This is a genomic window from Pseudomonas sp. LBUM1676 (genome assembly GCF_059695605.1).
In genome coordinates, this window is the sequence record NZ_CP166777.1 from 1,745,778 (window position 1) to 1,761,593 (window position 15,816).

The following is a 15,816-nucleotide window of genomic DNA, read 5'->3' on the forward strand; positions in this document are numbered from 1 at the left end:
GTCGGCTTGTCTGATCACCTGCGGGCTTGAAAAAGCCCGCAATAGCCTTCATCTTGTGTTGCAAGCCTATCGGATTTGGATCGATCGAATGACTGACACCCGCAACGGCGAGGACAACGGCAAATTGCTCTATTGCTCCTTCTGTGGCAAAAGCCAGCATGAAGTGCGCAAATTGATTGCCGGCCCCTCGGTCTTCATTTGCGACGAGTGCGTCGACCTGTGCAATGACATCATCCGTGAGGAGGTGCAGGAAGCCCAGGCCGAGAGCAGCGCGCATAAATTGCCTTCGCCTAAAGAAATCAGCGGCATCCTTGATCAGTACGTGATTGGTCAGGAACGTGCGAAAAAGGTTCTGGCCGTAGCGGTGTACAACCACTACAAGCGCCTGAACCAGCGTGACAAGAAGAATGACGACGTCGAACTCGGCAAGAGCAACATCTTGCTGATCGGCCCGACAGGCTCGGGTAAGACCCTGCTTGCCGAAACACTGGCCCGCTTGCTGAACGTTCCGTTCACCATCGCCGACGCAACCACCCTCACCGAGGCGGGTTACGTGGGTGAAGACGTCGAGAACATCATTCAGAAGCTGCTGCAGAAGTGCGATTACGACGTGGAAAAAGCCCAGATGGGCATTGTCTACATCGATGAGATCGACAAGATCTCGCGCAAGTCTGACAACCCGTCGATCACCCGGGACGTTTCCGGTGAAGGCGTGCAGCAAGCCCTGCTCAAGTTGATCGAAGGCACGGTCGCTTCCGTTCCACCCCAAGGTGGTCGCAAGCATCCGCAGCAGGAATTCCTTCAGGTCGACACCCGTAACATCCTGTTCATCTGCGGTGGTGCGTTCTCCGGGCTGGAAAAGGTTATTCAAAACCGTTCCACCAAGGGCGGCATCGGTTTCGGCGCGGAAGTTCGCAGCAAGGAAGAAGGCAAGAAAGTCGGTGAGTCCCTGCGTGAAGTCGAGCCTGACGATCTGGTCAAGTTCGGTCTGATCCCGGAATTCGTCGGTCGTCTGCCGGTCCTGGCCACGCTGGACGAGCTTGATGAGGCTGCGTTGATGCAGATCCTCACCGAGCCGAAAAACGCGTTGACCAAGCAGTATGCCAAGTTGTTCGAGATGGAAGGCGTGGACCTGGAATTCCGGGCCGACGCGCTGAAATCGGTCGCCAAACGTGCCCTGGAACGCAAGACCGGTGCCCGTGGGCTGCGTTCGATTCTCGAAGGCGTATTGCTCGACACCATGTACGAAATCCCCTCGCAGTCCGAGGTGAGTAAAGTGGTGATCGACGAAAGCGTCATAGAAGGCAAGTCCAAGCCACTGTATATCTACGAAAACAGTGAGCCGGCTGCCAAGGCAGCGCCAGACGCCTAAGCGTCACGCTGCTGCAACAAAGAAGGGGCCTTCGGGCCCCTTTGCTATTGTGGCCGGGCCGCAATCTGCAAAGCCGCTCTTTTATCCGCTTGTTTTTTTCCAAACCAGCCCCCATCTTGGTTTCAAGCTTACTTCCATCTGTTTACGGCCTTATGGCCGCCGTAGAGGCGAAATCATGAAGACGACCATCGAATTGCCTCTCCTGCCATTGCGTGATGTTGTGGTTTATCCGCACATGGTTATCCCGCTGTTCGTGGGGCGCGAGAAATCCATCGAAGCCCTCGAGGCAGCGATGACCGGCGACAAGCAGATCCTTCTGCTGGCTCAGAGAAACCCTGCTGACGACGATCCCGGTGAAGATGCACTCTATCGCGTAGGTACGATTGCGACCGTTCTGCAGTTGCTCAAGCTGCCTGACGGCACGGTCAAGGTTCTGGTCGAAGGTGAGCAGCGGGGCGCCGTGGAGCGCTTCAGCGAAGTGGACGGCCACTGCCGCGCCGAAGTCTCGCTGATCGACGAAACCGACGCGCCCGAGCGCGAGTCGGAAGTCTTCGTCCGCAGTTTGCTGGCTCAGTTCGAACAATATGTGCAGCTGGGCAAGAAAGTCCCGGCTGAAGTCCTGTCGTCGCTCAACAGCATCGACGAGCCAGGCCGCCTGGTCGACACCATGGCCGCACACATGGCCCTGAAGATCGAGCAGAAGCAGGAAATTCTCGAAATCATCGATTTGTCGGCCCGGGTCGAGCACGTCCTGGCGTTGCTGGACGCCGAGATCGATCTGCTGCAAGTCGAAAAACGCATTCGCGGTCGCGTCAAGAAACAAATGGAGCGCAGTCAGCGCGAGTACTACCTGAACGAGCAGATGAAGGCCATTCAGAAAGAGCTCGGCGACAGCGACGAAGGCCACAACGAAATCGAAGAGCTGAAAAAGCGCATCGATGCCGCCGGTCTGCCCAAGGATGCCTTGGCCAAGGCCCAGGGTGAGCTGAACAAGTTGAAACAAATGTCGCCCATGTCCGCCGAAGCGACCGTTGTGCGTTCTTACATCGACTGGCTGGTGCAGGTGCCGTGGAAGGCGCAAAGCAAGGTGCGTCTGGACCTGGCGCGTGCCGAAGACATTCTCGACGCCGACCACTATGGTCTGGAAGAAGTCAAAGAGCGGATCCTCGAATACCTCGCCGTGCAAAAGCGCGTGAAGAAGATTCGCGGTCCGGTGTTGTGCCTGGTCGGTCCTCCAGGGGTGGGTAAAACCTCGCTGGCGGAGTCGATTGCCCACGCCACCAACCGCAAGTTCGTGCGCATGGCCCTCGGCGGTGTACGCGACGAAGCGGAAATTCGTGGTCATCGCCGGACTTACATCGGTTCGATGCCAGGAAGATTGATTCAAAAGATGACGAAAGTCGGCGTGCGCAACCCGCTGTTCCTGCTCGATGAAATCGACAAGATGGGCAGCGACATGCGTGGCGATCCGGCATCGGCGTTGCTCGAAGTGCTCGATCCCGAGCAGAATCACAACTTCAACGATCACTATCTGGAAGTCGACTACGACCTGTCCGACGTGATGTTCCTGTGCACCTCGAACTCCATGAACATCCCGCCGGCGCTGCTGGACCGGATGGAAGTGATTCGTCTGCCGGGCTACACCGAAGACGAGAAGATCAACATCGCCGTCAAATACCTTTCGCCCAAGCAGATCACGGCCAACGGCTTGAAGAAGGGCGAGCTGGAATTCGACGCCGAAGCGATCCGCGACATCATCCGCTACTACACCCGCGAAGCCGGTGTACGGGGGCTGGAGCGCCAGATTGCCAAGGTTTGCCGCAAGGCGGTCAAAGAGCACGCGATGGAAAAACGCTTCTCGGTGAAGGTCACGGCCGACATGCTGGAACACTTCCTCGGTGTGCGTAAATTCCGCTACGGCCTGGCCGAATCCCAGGATCAGATCGGTCAGGTCACCGGTCTGGCGTGGACCCAGGTGGGCGGCGAATTGCTGACCATCGAAGCCGCTGTCGTTCCGGGTAAAGGCCAGCTGATCAAGACCGGTTCCCTGGGTGACGTGATGGTCGAATCGATCACCGCTGCCCTGACCGTGGTCCGCAGCCGCGCGAAGAGCCTGGGGATTCCCCTGGACTTCCACGAGAAGCGCGACACCCATATCCATATGCCAGAAGGGGCAACCCCGAAAGACGGCCCTAGCGCCGGTGTAGGCATGTGCACGGCCCTGGTGTCGGCATTGACCGGGATTCCGGTACGCGCCGATGTCGCCATGACGGGTGAAATCACCCTGCGTGGTCAGGTACTGGCGATTGGCGGTCTGAAAGAAAAACTGCTCGCGGCTCACCGTGGCGGAATCAAGACGGTGATCATTCCTGAAGAGAACGTACGTGATCTGAAGGAAATTCCTGACAATATCAAAGCAGATCTTCAGATCAAACCGGTTAAATGGATTGACGAGGTCCTGCAAATTGCGCTGCAATACGCGCCGGAGCCCTTGCCTGATGTGGCTCCGGAGATAGTTGCAAAGGATGAAAAACGCGAGTCTGACTCTAAGGAAAGAATTAGCACGCATTAGTACGCATTTGCCTGGGGGGCTTGTTGACAGCTTTTTAGAGCCCTTGTTATAAAGCGGCTCTTAAGTGTCTGTAGGCCATTCAGCACTCGTTTTTTTGCTTTCACCAAAAAACTTAGAATCATACTCAAATAGATATAAGGGGACTTAGAGTGAACAAGTCGGAACTGATTGATGCTATCGCTGCATCCGCTGATATCCCGAAAGCTGCTGCTGGCCGTGCGCTGGACGCTGTAATCGAATCCGTCACTGGCGCTCTCAAGGCCGGCGACTCTGTTGTTCTGGTAGGTTTCGGTACGTTCTCCGTCACCGATCGTCCAGCTCGCATCGGTCGTAACCCACAGACCGGTAAGACGCTGGAAATCGCAGCCGCCAAAAAACCAGGTTTCAAAGCCGGCAAAGCACTGAAAGAAGCTGTCAACTAAGTTCGATTCAGGTTTTTGCCTATCCGGGTCGGGGTCATGCCTGACCTGGCAGCGGAGCGGTAGTCCAGCTGGCAAGGTGCCAGGCCTGAGACACCGAGGGTCGCACGTTCGAGCCCTCGATCTGCTCCGCCAGTTACGAGAAGGCGCATCCTCGGATGCGCCTTTCTTCTATCCGGATTCTACCCACGCTCCACGGTTGCCTAATTTTGAAGTTCAACCGTTTCTGGGGGACGCATGCTGCAGAATATCAGGGACAATTCACAAGGCTGGATTGCCAAGACCATCATCGGGATCATCGTTGTATTGATGGCGTTTACCGGTGTCGAGGCCATTTTCCAGGCGACGACCAATAGCCAGAACGCGGCCAAGGTCAATGGTGAAGAAATCAGTCAGGCCGAGCTGAGCCAGGCGGTCGATATGCAACGCCGTCAGCTCATGCAACAGCTGGGCAAGGACTTCGATGCTTCCTTGCTCGACGAGAAAATGCTGCGCGATTCGGCCCTCAAAGGCCTGATCGATCGCAAACTGCTGCTGCAAGGCGCAGAAAAATCCGACTTTGCCTTTTCCGAAGCCGCGTTGGACCAGGTGATCCTGCAAACGCCTGAATTCCAGGTGGACGGCAAGTTCAGCGCCGAGCGTTTCGACCAGGTCATTCGCCAGCTTGGCTACAGCCGCATGCAATTCCGCCAGATGCTGGCCCAGGAAATGCTGATCGGCCAGCTGCGCGCCGGTCTGGCAGGCAGTGGTTTTGTCACCGATGCCCAAGTGCTGGCCTTCGCCCGTCTGGAAAAACAGACCCGCGATTTCGCTGCCCTGAACGTCAAGGCCGACCCGGCAGCTGTGAAGCTGACCGACGAAGAGGTCAAGGCCTACTACGACGAACACGCCAAGGAATTCATGACGCCGGATCAGGTGGTCATCGATTACCTCGAATTGAAGAAGTCTTCCTTCTTTGATCAGGTCAGCGTCAAGGACGAAGACCTGCAATCGGCGTATCAGAAAGAAATCGCGAACCTGTCCGAACAGCGTCGGGCCGCGCACATTCTGATCGAAGTGAACGACAAGGTGACCGAAGCGCAAGCCAAGGCGAAGATCGAAGAGGTCCAGGCACGTCTGGCCAAGGGCGAGAGTTTCGAGGCGCTGGCCAAGGAATTTTCCCAGGACCCGGGTTCGGCCAGCAATGGCGGTGACCTCGGTTTCGCCGGCCCTGGCGTTTACGATCCAGCGTTCGAAACAGCACTGTATGTGTTGACCAAGGACCAGGTTTCGCCGCCGGTTCGCACCGACTACGGTTTCCACCTGATCAAGCTGTTGGGTGTCGAAGCGCCTGAAGTGCCGACGTTCGCCAGCCTGAAAGACAAGCTGACCCGCGAACTGAAGACCCAGCAGGTCGAGCAGCGTTTCGTCGAGGCCACCAAGCAACTGGAAGACTCGGCGTTCGAAGCCTCCGATCTGGCCCAGCCGGCGCAAGACTTGAAGCTGACCGTTCACACCTCCAAGCCGTTCGGCCGTGAAGGTGGCGAAGGGGTGGCGGCCAACCGTGCCGTGATCACCGCGGCATTCAGTCCTGAAGTGCTGGATGAGGGTGCCAACAGCACCGCCATCGAACTCGATCCGGAAACCGTGATCGTGCTGCGCGCCAAGGAGCACCTCAAGCCTGCGCAACTGCCGCTCGAAGCCGTGTCGGCCGCGATCCGTGGGCAATTGACCAAGGAGCACGCCAGTGCTGCCGCCAAGACCAAGGCTGATCAGCTGATCACCAGCCTGCGCGACGGCAAGACCCCGCTGGACCAGGCCATCGATGGCCAGGACTGGAAAGTCACCGCCGCGGCGACTCGCGCCCAGGAAGGGATCGACCCGACAGTGCTGCAAGCGCTGTTCCGCATGCCCAAACCTGCCGCGAAGGACAAACCGACCTTCAGCAGCGTGACCCTGGCCGATGGCAGCCTGGTGATCGTGCGCCTGAACGGCGTCAACGAAGCGGCGGCACCGACCGATGAAGAGAAGGCTCAATACCGTCGCTTCCTCGCCTCGCGCATTGGCCAGCAAGACTTTTCGGCCTACCGCAAGCAACTGGAAGCCGAAGCGGACATCGAGCGGTTCTGATGCCTGATTGAGGTTTGCGCTAAATAAAGACCCCCGGCCCAAAGGCCGGGGGTTTTTTTATTAGCCCTGCCCATCGGAACGCTGCAATCGTCGAGTAACGTTCCTGCCCATAAACGGTCACTAGTCGTGTAACTGTTTTAAGACACCAATCGGTGCGACGCTAAGCATCGATCTGTTGCACAATACGCCCCGGACCGTTTTCTTCAGGATGTTCAATGATCAAATCAATTCCCATGCAGATCGTCGGGCTGGCTCTGGTATTGGCTGCCGCTGCCGGCTGCTCGTCGAAAAAGGCCGCCATCTATGAGCATGAGAACTTCGATGACTCCGGTACCTTTTCCCGCAATTACCCGGTGACCGATGCGCAAACCTGCGAAGCCGCCCGTCGGGCGTTGCTCAGCCAGGGCTATATCATCACCAGCAACGACCCGAAACTGGTCAGTGGCCACAAGAGCTTTCAGCAGACCGGCGATACCCACATGGAGATCAGCTTCAGTGTGGTCTGCGCTGATGACGGCAGCGAGGGGCATCATGCGACCATGTTCGCCAACGCCTTGCAGGACCGCTATGCGCTGAAGAAGACCAACAACTCCGCCAGCCTCGGCGTGGGTGTATTGGGCTCGGTCTCGATGCCGATCGGCTCGTCCGACGACTCGATGGTCAAGGTTGCCAGCGAAACCGTATCCTCGGCCAAGTTCTACGAACGTTTCTTTGCCCTGGTGGAGGTGTTCCTGCCGCCGGAAGCGAAGAAGGCTGCCCACATCAGCGAAAAGCCGAAAACCGACCTGGGCATGCCTGAAGCCAAGGCCGCCCCGGCTCAATTGGCGCCGACGCCTGCACCGGCCGCGGAGCCTGCTCCTGCTCCGGCCCAGGAACCATTACAGCAGCCTGAACAGCAACCTGCTGCCTCGGAGCCAGTCGCACCGCCGCCTGAAACGGCACCGATCACTCCGGCCGAGAACAGCGAACCGGCCAGCTCCACCGAAACGGTCACCCCGCCAGCGGACTCCAGCCTGCCGCCACCGACCGAGCCGATTCCGGCCATGCCGGTTACCGCCCAGTAATAATGCGACGGGGTCGGGCCACAGTGCACCGATCCCGCAAACGCCTTCACCATTGATCCGCGTCACTCCTGGTCACAGTTCTGCGGCCAGTGTCGAAAAAATCCCAGGATAAATTCCTGATCGCCTGCTACGTTTTATCAAGTAGCCGCGTAGCGTCTCGCCTGCGTCATTTTTCTTTCATACGGGCACTTTATGCTCAAGGCGCAGGTCACTTATTCAGGCATTTTTTTCATACGAACCGTGGGGGAATCAAAATGGACGATTATCAAGAAGAACTGCTCGAGTATCAGGCATTCGAACTCGACCCGCTGGAACCCGCCGAAGACGCTACCGAGCTGTAGGCTTCAGGCGGATTGGCGATGGCTGCGGCGAAACTCGCCGGGGGTCTGGCCATTCCAGCGTTTGAAGGCTCGTTGAAAGGCTTCGGCTGAAGCAAAACCCAGCAAGTAGGCGATTTCTCCGAACGCCAGTTCGGTATCGCGGATATAGGTCATGGCCAGGTCGCGGCGCGTGTCGTTAAGAATCGCGCGAAATTGCGTGCCTTCCTCGGCCAGTTTGCGGCGCAAGGTCCAGGTCGGCAGCTTCAGGCGTGCCGCCACTTCTTCCAGGTCCGGTTCCCGGCCACCATTGAGCAACGGCCCCAGCAACTGAGTGATGCGTTCACGCAGGCTGCGGGTGCGTGTCAATTGCTCCAGTTCCCGTTCGCACAGTTGCAGCAGGTGTCGCCAGGTGCTCGGGCAGTGCAGCGGATTGCGCTGGGCGAGGCTGGCCAGGCTCAGGCGCAGTTGATTGTGTTCGGCACCGAACTGGATCGGGCAATCGCCCAGCACGACATACGCCTCACGATAATCCGGCGCTTCAAACTCGATCTCGATGCGTTCGGCGCTGAGCGGGGCAGGGCTGACGCTGGACAGTTGCTGCAACCAGCCGGCGATGATCGAATCCACCACGAAGCGGTTGTAGGCGTTATAGGGGCTGATGGAATAAAAGCGCAGCCAGGCGCCCTGAGCGTCCTCGTGAAAGCTCGATTGGCCGCGATAATTGGAGCCGTACAAGGCTTCGAAACGGATCAGGCAGCGCGCCGCTTCGCGCACCGTCGGCGCCTGGGCCGCGGTCACCCCGGCCAGGCCGGCCTGGCTCAGGCGACTGAGCTGGCCCATGCGCAAACCCAATGCCGGGTCGCCGGTCAGTTGAATGGCGCTGTGGCCCAGACGCATGTAGCGCGGGATCGAGAGTCGGGCGCCGGCTTCGCTGAGGCGGGCCGCGTCGAGGCCGTATTGCTCAAGCAGCGGCAGAGGGTCGGCAGCGTGGCTGCGCACGGCGTCGGCCAGGCTGTGCACAAAGCCCACCGACAGATCGCCCAGGCGCATCGGCAAGGGTTTCATGGGTTACAACCAGAGGTTGAGCAATCGCGCGCCACGGGCATTACCGTCGGCGAAATGCTGGCCGTTGCTGCTGAGAAAACTCTGCCCGGCGCTGCCCTTGTCCCAGAACTGACCGCGCAGGAACACGCTCATGCCGGCGATCGCCTGGCTGCTGGGCGGTTGCGCGGTCAATGTCAGGTGGTGCCAGGCCTGGCCTTCGCTGAGTTCCCCGGCCTTGAGGCTGACGGAGCCGGGCGTCGCCAGGCCTTTGTAGCCGCGCCACGGTTTATCCCAGGTGCCGTGCCCGGTCACGAAGGCCGGCACAGCGACGAACTTCGCGCCCTGATCGTCCAGCTTGCGGTAGTTGTCCGGGTACCAGCTGTCGCTGCCGATCAGCACCCCCAGGCGTCCGGCCGGGGTATCGACGACGCTGAGCGTACGCTCGCCATTGGCGGCGATGACGTCGTGTTCCTCGAAGACCGGATGGAGCTGGCGCTGGGGCTGGCCGATCGGCAGGCCGTCACGGCCGAACACCACGCTGCTGTTGTACAGCGCACCGCCGCCGATTTTCAGCCTGCCGTCGATGATGCCGGGCTCGGGCAACACGATGGAGCCCGCCACCAGGGTCACGTTGAATTCTTTTGCCAGCCCCCCGAACAATGCCTGGTAGTCCTTGGCCATGCCTTTGGCTTTCATGCGCAGGTGCGCGTCGTCCAGACGACTGTCGCCCCTGGCACCGATCAGGGCACGGACAAACTTCAACGGATTGCTCGCCGCCAGCCAGTTCATGGCTTCCTTGAGCGTGGCGGCCTGGTACAGCTCGTCTTTCTCGCCGCTGACCATCAGCCAGGTGCCGATATGTTCGGGCAGTACGACGATGGTTTTTTCATTCAGCAGGCCCTGGTCCCGGGCTTTCTGCAGATAGGCTGCGAGCTTGCGGTGCAAGCGCTCGGAGCTTTGGTAGTCGGTGGGAAACAGTTCGGGCTGGATGCCCAGCAGGTTGCCGCGATCGGCAGGGGTGCCCTGATCGACGGCGACATCGATACGCAGGTCCGACAGGTAATGACCCACCGGACGATCCGCGGCCCACATTGCGTAGGTCGTCAGGGCGGCAATCAATGCCATGGAGAAGGTCAAATACAAAAGTTTGCGCATGGGGAAACAGTCAGCGGCCGTGTGCAGGGTTCACTGACTAGGGTAGGGCCCATGCCGGCGCTTGCCAAGGGGCGCTGCGCATTTGGATCAATAAGTTGTCAGTTACGGTCATTGAGCGACCGGCGCAGTGCCCATAGTCTGTGGCACATGACAGAGGGGGGCCAAAGAGCCCCCACACTATTTCCGTGATCGCTCGTTGTGGAGTTACCGATGGCCGCCGCTCATTACCCGCACCTGTTGGCCCCGCTGGACCTGGGATTTACCACGTTGCGCAACCGCACCCTGATGGGCTCGATGCACACCGGTCTCGAGGAGAAGCCCGGCGGTTTCGAACGCATGGCAGCGTATTTCGCCGAGCGAGCCCTGGGCGGCGTCGGCCTGATGGTCACCGGCGGTATCGGCCCGAACGATGAGGGCGGGGTGTATTCCGGTGCGGCCAAGCTGACCACCGAGGAAGAAGCACTCAAGCACCAGATCGTGACACGCGCGGTGCACGAAGCGGGCGGCAAGATCTGCATGCAGATCCTCCACGCCGGTCGTTATGCCTACAGCCCGAAACAGGTCGCGCCGAGTGCGATCCAGGCGCCGATCAACCCGTTCAAGCCCAAGGAGCTGGACGAGGAGGGCATCGAGAAGCAGATCAGCGATTTCGTCACCTGTTCGACCCTGGCGCAAAAGGCCGAGTATGACGGCGTCGAGATCATGGGTTCCGAAGGTTATTTCATCAACCAGTTCCTCGCCGCGCACACCAACCACCGCACCGACCGTTGGGGCGGCAGCTACGAAAACCGCATGCGCCTGCCGGTGGAAATCGTGCGCCGGGTGCGCGAAGCCGTCGGTCCGAATTTCATCATTATCTTCCGTCTGTCGATGCTCGACCTGGTGGAAGGCGGCAGCACCTGGGAAGAAATCGTGCAGTTGGCCAAGGCCATCGAGCAGGCCGGTGCGACGATCATCAACACCGGCATCGGCTGGCACGAAGCGCGAATCCCGACCATCGCCACCAAAGTACCGCGCGGTGCGTTCAGCAAAGTCACGGCCAAGCTGCGCGGCTCGGTGAAGATTCCGCTGATCACCACCAACCGCATCAACACCCCGGAAGTCGCCGAGCAGATCCTGGCCGAAGGCGATGCCGACATGGTCTCCATGGCGCGGCCCTTCCTCGCTGACCCGGACTTCGTCAACAAGGCCGCTGCTGGCCGTGCCGATGAAATCAACACCTGCATCGGCTGCAATCAGGCCTGCCTGGATCACACCTTCGGCGGCAAGCTGACCAGCTGCCTGGTGAACCCGCGGGCCTGCCATGAGACCGAACTCAATTACCTGCCGGTGCAGCAGATCAAGAAAATCGCCGTGGTCGGCGCCGGTCCTGCGGGCCTGTCCGCGGCGACCGTGGCCGCCGAGCGTGGCCATCAGGTGACGCTGTTCGATTCGGCCAGTGAAATCGGCGGCCAGTTCAACATCGCCAAGCGCGTGCCGGGCAAGGAAGAGTTCTTCGAAACCCTGCGCTACTTCAATCGCAAGCTGCAGACGACCAATGTCGAGGTGTGCCTGAACACTCGGGTCGATGTGGCTCAGTTGCTGGCGGGCGGTTACGACGAGATCATCCTGGCCACCGGCATCGCCCCGCGGACCCCGGCGATTCCGGGCGTGGAGAACGCCAAGGTGCTGAGCTACCTGGACGTGATCCTCGAGCGCAAACCGGTGGGCAAGCGTGTCGCGGTGATCGGCGCCGGCGGTATCGGGTTCGACGTGTCGGAGTTCCTGGTGCACCAGGGTGTGGCCACCAGCCTGGACCGTGCCGCGTTCTGGAAGGAGTGGGGCATCGATACGCACCTGCAAGCCCGTGGCGGCGTGGCCGGCATCAAGGCCGCCCCCCATGCCCCGGCCCGTGACGTGTTCCTGCTGCAGCGCAAGAAGTCCAAGGTCGGCGACGGCCTGGGCAAGACCACCGGCTGGATCCACCGCACAGGCCTGAAGAACAAGCAGGTGCAAATGCTCAACAGCGTCGAGTACCTGAAGATCGACGACCAAGGCTTGCACATTCGCATCGGCGAAAGCGGCGAACCGCAACTGCTGGCGGTGGACAACATCGTGATCTGCGCCGGGCAGGACCCGCTGCGTGAATTGCACGACGGGCTGCTGGCGGCGGGGCAGAACGTGCATTTGATTGGCGGCGCGGATGTGGCGGCGGAGCTGGATGCGAAGCGGGCGATCAATCAGGGATCGCGGTTGGCTGCTGAGCTGTAACAGCAGGCCTAGCGTACCAATGGCTTTCGCGAGCAGGCTCGCTCCCACAGGGGATTTGTGTCGCTCACAGATTCAATGTGGGAGCGGGCCTGCTCGCGAAGGCGGCCTATGAGTGACTAGAATGCTGGCTCTTTCCGAGTAGATTCAGGCGCTGATGCTTTTTCCTCCTGCCAGCTGGCTCCCACAGGAGATTTGTGTCGCTCACAGATCCAATGTGGGAGCGAGCCTGCTCGCGAAGGCGGCTTATGAGCGACTAGAATGTCGGCTCTTTCCGAGTACATTCAGGCGCCAATGCTTTCCCCTCCAGAAGATTGGCTACCCCAAGCCCCCCTCGAACCCCTCCACCTCGACTGGCTCCGCACCGCCAACATCGAACTCGCCATCCTGCGCCTGGACCAGATCGACCCGCTGATCAGCGGCAACAAATGGTTCAAACTCATCGAACACCTCAAGGCCGCCGACCTTGCCGGTGCCCAGGGCATCATCAGCCTCGGGGGAGCCCACTCCAACCACCTGCATGCCCTGGCCGCCGCCGGCAAACGCTTCGGATTCCCCACGGTCGGTCTGCTGCGCGGTCATCCGCAAGCCACCCCCACGGTAAAGGACCTGCAGGCGTTCGGCATGCAGTTGCACTGGCTGGGTTATGGCGGATATCGCGCGCGGCACCAACCCGGTTTCTGGCAGCCATGGCAGGCACTGTATCCCGATCTGCAGCCGGTGCCGGAAGGTGGCGGCGGCTTGCCGGGGGCAAAAGGCTGCATGCAACTCAAGCGCATGGTACTGGCGCAACTTGAAGCTCTGGGCTGGAGCGACTACCACGGCTGGTGGCTGGCCTGCGGCACCGGCACGACGTTGGCCGGCCTGGTGCTGGCCGAAGAGGGTGAGCATCCGGTGTATGGCACCTTGGCCGTGCCCGATGATCATGGCGTGGCGCAGCAGGTCGAGTGCATTGTCCAGGAAGCGGGGTTGGTCAACGCCGTGTATGAACTGTTCGATGCCAGTCGCGGCGGCTTTGCGAAGGTCGACCCGTTGTTGCTCGAATTCATCGAACAGACCGAACAGGCCAGTGGGATCGCCCTCGAACCGCTGTACACCGGCAAAGCTTTGCTGGCGCTCAAGCAGCAGGTTGAAGCAGGGAAATTCGCCTGGGGAACGCGCCTGATCTTTATCCATACCGGCGGCTTGCAGGGCCGCCGGGGGTTCAGTACACAGACGTAGAGTGCCAAGGCTCAGGGGCAGATGACACTGCTACAAAAAACGCGGCCCACTGTAGGAGCGAGCTTGCTCGCGATGGTCGTTAACGATTACGCGTGCTTACTGGTTAAACGCGGCGCTCTCGAGTCCTTCGCGAGCAAGCTCGCTCCTACAGGGGGAGGCGGTGAATCAGCTGGTCTGCGGCATCTCGCCATTGGCCAGACGCTTGTTGATGTCGGCGATCACTTCCGGCAAGTCGGTGATGGTGTCGATCATGTAGTGCGGACGTGAGCCTTCGAACATCCCGTGGATGCGCTTGCGCTCGCTGTCCAGTTTATCGCTGCCCAGGGCACGATAACCTTCGTAATCCAGCCCCAGCGCATTGCCCGAGCAGATCAGTGCCACGGTCCACATGCCGGCGCGACGACCTTCGAGAATGCCTGGCACGGTGTCGTCGATTTTCACGCAGGCGGCGACGTCATCGATGCCCAGGGCGATCACATTGGCCAGAGCCTGTGCCGGCCACGGGCGGCCGTTGGGGACTTCGTCGGTGGCGACCACATGGTCGGCGACGTAACCGTTGGTGGCAGCCAGTTCGACCACCTTGTCCATGACCTGTTTCGGGTAGCCGGAGCAGGAACCAATCTTGATGCCTTGCTGGCGCAGGTTGGCGATGGTGTCCAGCGCGCCGGGGATCAGCGCCGAATGCTCGGCGATTTTTTCGATCTGCAACGGCATGAAGCGTTTGTAGATGGCGGTGACGTCATCGTCGGTCGGCGTGCGGCCGAACACGGCGCGATAACGTTCGGCGACCTGCGGCTGATCGCACAGGGTACGGATGTGGTCCCACTTGCCCATGCCCATCGGCCCGCGGGCTTCTTCGATGGAGACCTGGACGTCGAACTCGGCGAAGGCTTCGACGAAAATCTGGGTCGGGGCGAAGGAGCCGAAGTCGACCACGGTGCCGGCCCAGTCGAGGATGGCGGCCTGGAGTTTGGTTGGGTTGGTGTAGTTCATGGTGATCAAATTCCTGTGAGAACGAGATATTTGGGAGTTCGATGTACCTGTGGGAGCGAGCTTGCTCGCGATAGCGGTCTTTCATTCAACATTGATGTCGACTGAGCAGGCCCCATCGCGAGCAAGCTCGCTCCCACAGGGGGGAAGGCGGTGTGGTTCAGATGTCGAGCACTTCCATCTCGCGCAACACCTCGGCCACCGCCGCCACCGCCGCGTGCATCTCGGCCTGGTTGACGTGACCGATGCAGCCCACGCGAAAGGTTTCGACCTGGGTCAATTTGCCGGGGTAGAGGATGAAACCCTTGGCCTTGACCCGTTCGTAGAACTCCTTGAACTGATAACGCGGGTCTTTCGGTGCGTGGAAGGTGACGATGATCGGCGCCTGGATCGCGGCCGGCAGGAAACTGCGCACACCCAGCTTGGCCATGTCATCGAGCAGCACCTGGCAGTTGTTGGCGTAGCGCTGATGCCGGGCGGGCAACCCGCCTTCTTCGTTGTATTGCAGCAGGGCTTCGTGCAGCGCGGCCACCACGTGGGTCGGCGGGGTGAAGCGCCACTGGCCGGTCTTGACCATGTAGCTGTGCTGGTCGAACAGGTCCATCGCCAGCGAGTGCGAGTTGCCGGCCGCATTGGCCAGGGCTTCTTTGCGAGCGAAGACGAAGCCCATGCCCGGTACACCTTCCAGGCATTTGCCCGACGCGGCGATCAGCGCGTCGAAGGGCACCTGTTGTGCGTCGATCGGCAGGGCACCGAAGGAGCTCATGGCGTCGATGATCAGGCGTTTGCCGTGTTGCGCGATGACCTGGGCGATTTCCGGCAGCGGGTTGAGGATGCCGGTGCTGGTTTCGCAGTGGATCAGCGCGACGTGGGTGATGCTGGCGTCGGCGTGCAGCAGGCGGTCGACGTCGGCGGCGGTGGTCGGCTCGTCTTCGGCGGTTTCAAAGGTGCTGAACGGGCGGCCGAGCACTTCGCAGATTTTCGCCAGACGTTTGCCGTACGCGCCGTTGATCAGCACCAGGACTTTGCCGTCACGCGGCACCAGGGTGCCGATCGCCGCTTCCACCGCGAAGGTGCCGCTGCCTTGCAGGGGCACGCAGTGGTGGCTGGCGCCGCCGTTGATGATCGTCAGCAGTTGCTCGCACAAGCTGGCGGTCAGCTGATTGAAGCGGTCATCCCATGAACCCCAGTCGACCATCATCGCCTGGCGGGTGCGGGCCGAAGTGGTCAACGGGCCGGGGGTGAGCAGGATGGGTTCGGCGGTACTCATTCTCGTGTCCTCGCAATCGATGGGATGAAGCTA

11 protein-coding genes are annotated in these 15,816 nt (G+C 60.4%); 7 read left to right on the forward strand and 4 right to left on the reverse strand.

The window, feature by feature from the left end; genetic code table 11:
• The first annotated feature begins 88 nt into the window (after nt 1-88).
• The 5 genes from clpX (at nt 89) to ACA041_RS08220 (ending at nt 7,536) form a co-directional block, all read left to right on the forward strand.
• Complete coding sequence (clpX, locus tag ACA041_RS08200) at nt 89-1,372, forward strand: ATP-dependent Clp protease ATP-binding subunit ClpX (protein WP_145318649.1); 1,284 nt, start codon at nt 89-91, stop codon at nt 1,370-1,372.
• A gap of 175 nt (nt 1,373-1,547) precedes the next feature.
• The gene (lon, locus tag ACA041_RS08205) at nt 1,548-3,944 is read left to right on the forward strand and encodes an endopeptidase La (RefSeq protein WP_497440655.1); all 2,397 of its coding nucleotides are present in this window, start codon (nt 1,548-1,550) and stop codon (nt 3,942-3,944) included.
• A 149-nt stretch (nt 3,945-4,093) separates the two neighbouring features.
• Nucleotides 4,094-4,366, forward strand: a complete 273-nt coding sequence (locus ACA041_RS08210; RefSeq protein WP_002552737.1) for an HU family DNA-binding protein — start codon at nt 4,094-4,096, stop codon at nt 4,364-4,366.
• 234 nt (nt 4,367-4,600) lie between these two features.
• The gene (locus ACA041_RS08215; RefSeq protein ID WP_497440656.1) at nt 4,601-6,472 is read left to right on the forward strand and encodes a SurA N-terminal domain-containing protein; all 1,872 of its coding nucleotides are present in this window, start codon (nt 4,601-4,603) and stop codon (nt 6,470-6,472) included.
• A gap of 215 nt (nt 6,473-6,687) precedes the next feature.
• Nucleotides 6,688-7,536, forward strand: coding sequence for a DUF2242 domain-containing protein (locus tag ACA041_RS08220; protein ID WP_497440657.1), 849 nt, complete (start codon nt 6,688-6,690; stop codon nt 7,534-7,536).
• Between the two features lie 344 nt (nt 7,537-7,880).
• Here ACA041_RS08220 and ACA041_RS08225 read toward each other — a convergent pair whose 3' ends face one another.
• Nucleotides 7,881-8,921 (reverse strand): AraC family transcriptional regulator, encoded by a 1,041-nt coding sequence (locus ACA041_RS08225; protein ID WP_497440658.1) that lies wholly within the window; start codon nt 8,919-8,921, stop codon nt 7,881-7,883.
• Nucleotides 8,922-8,924: 3 nt separating this feature from the next.
• Nucleotides 8,925-10,055, reverse strand: a complete 1,131-nt coding sequence (locus tag ACA041_RS08230) for a nitrilase-related carbon-nitrogen hydrolase (RefSeq protein WP_497440659.1) — start codon at nt 10,053-10,055, stop codon at nt 8,925-8,927.
• A gap of 210 nt (nt 10,056-10,265) precedes the next feature.
• On the opposite strand from ACA041_RS08230, the gene ACA041_RS08235 reads away from it, so the two are divergent.
• Nucleotides 10,266-12,305, forward strand: a complete 2,040-nt coding sequence (locus ACA041_RS08235) for a 2,4-dienoyl-CoA reductase FMN-binding domain-containing protein (RefSeq protein WP_497440660.1) — start codon at nt 10,266-10,268, stop codon at nt 12,303-12,305.
• Between the two features lie 291 nt (nt 12,306-12,596).
• Nucleotides 12,597-13,523: a 1-aminocyclopropane-1-carboxylate deaminase/D-cysteine desulfhydrase gene (locus tag ACA041_RS08240; protein ID WP_497442026.1), complete on the forward strand. Its 927-nt coding sequence runs from the start codon at nt 12,597-12,599 to the stop codon at nt 13,521-13,523.
• 165 nt (nt 13,524-13,688) lie between these two features.
• On the opposite strand, the gene phnX is transcribed toward ACA041_RS08240, so the two are convergent.
• Both phnX and ACA041_RS08250 read right to left on the reverse strand, forming a co-directional pair.
• Complete coding sequence (phnX, locus tag ACA041_RS08245; RefSeq protein ID WP_497440661.1) at nt 13,689-14,516, reverse strand: phosphonoacetaldehyde hydrolase; 828 nt, start codon at nt 14,514-14,516, stop codon at nt 13,689-13,691.
• A 157-nt stretch (nt 14,517-14,673) separates the two neighbouring features.
• Entirely contained in the window at nt 14,674-15,783 is a 1,110-nt protein-coding gene (locus ACA041_RS08250; RefSeq protein WP_497440662.1) for a 2-aminoethylphosphonate--pyruvate transaminase, read from the reverse strand.
• Nucleotides 15,784-15,816 lie beyond the last annotated feature (33 nt).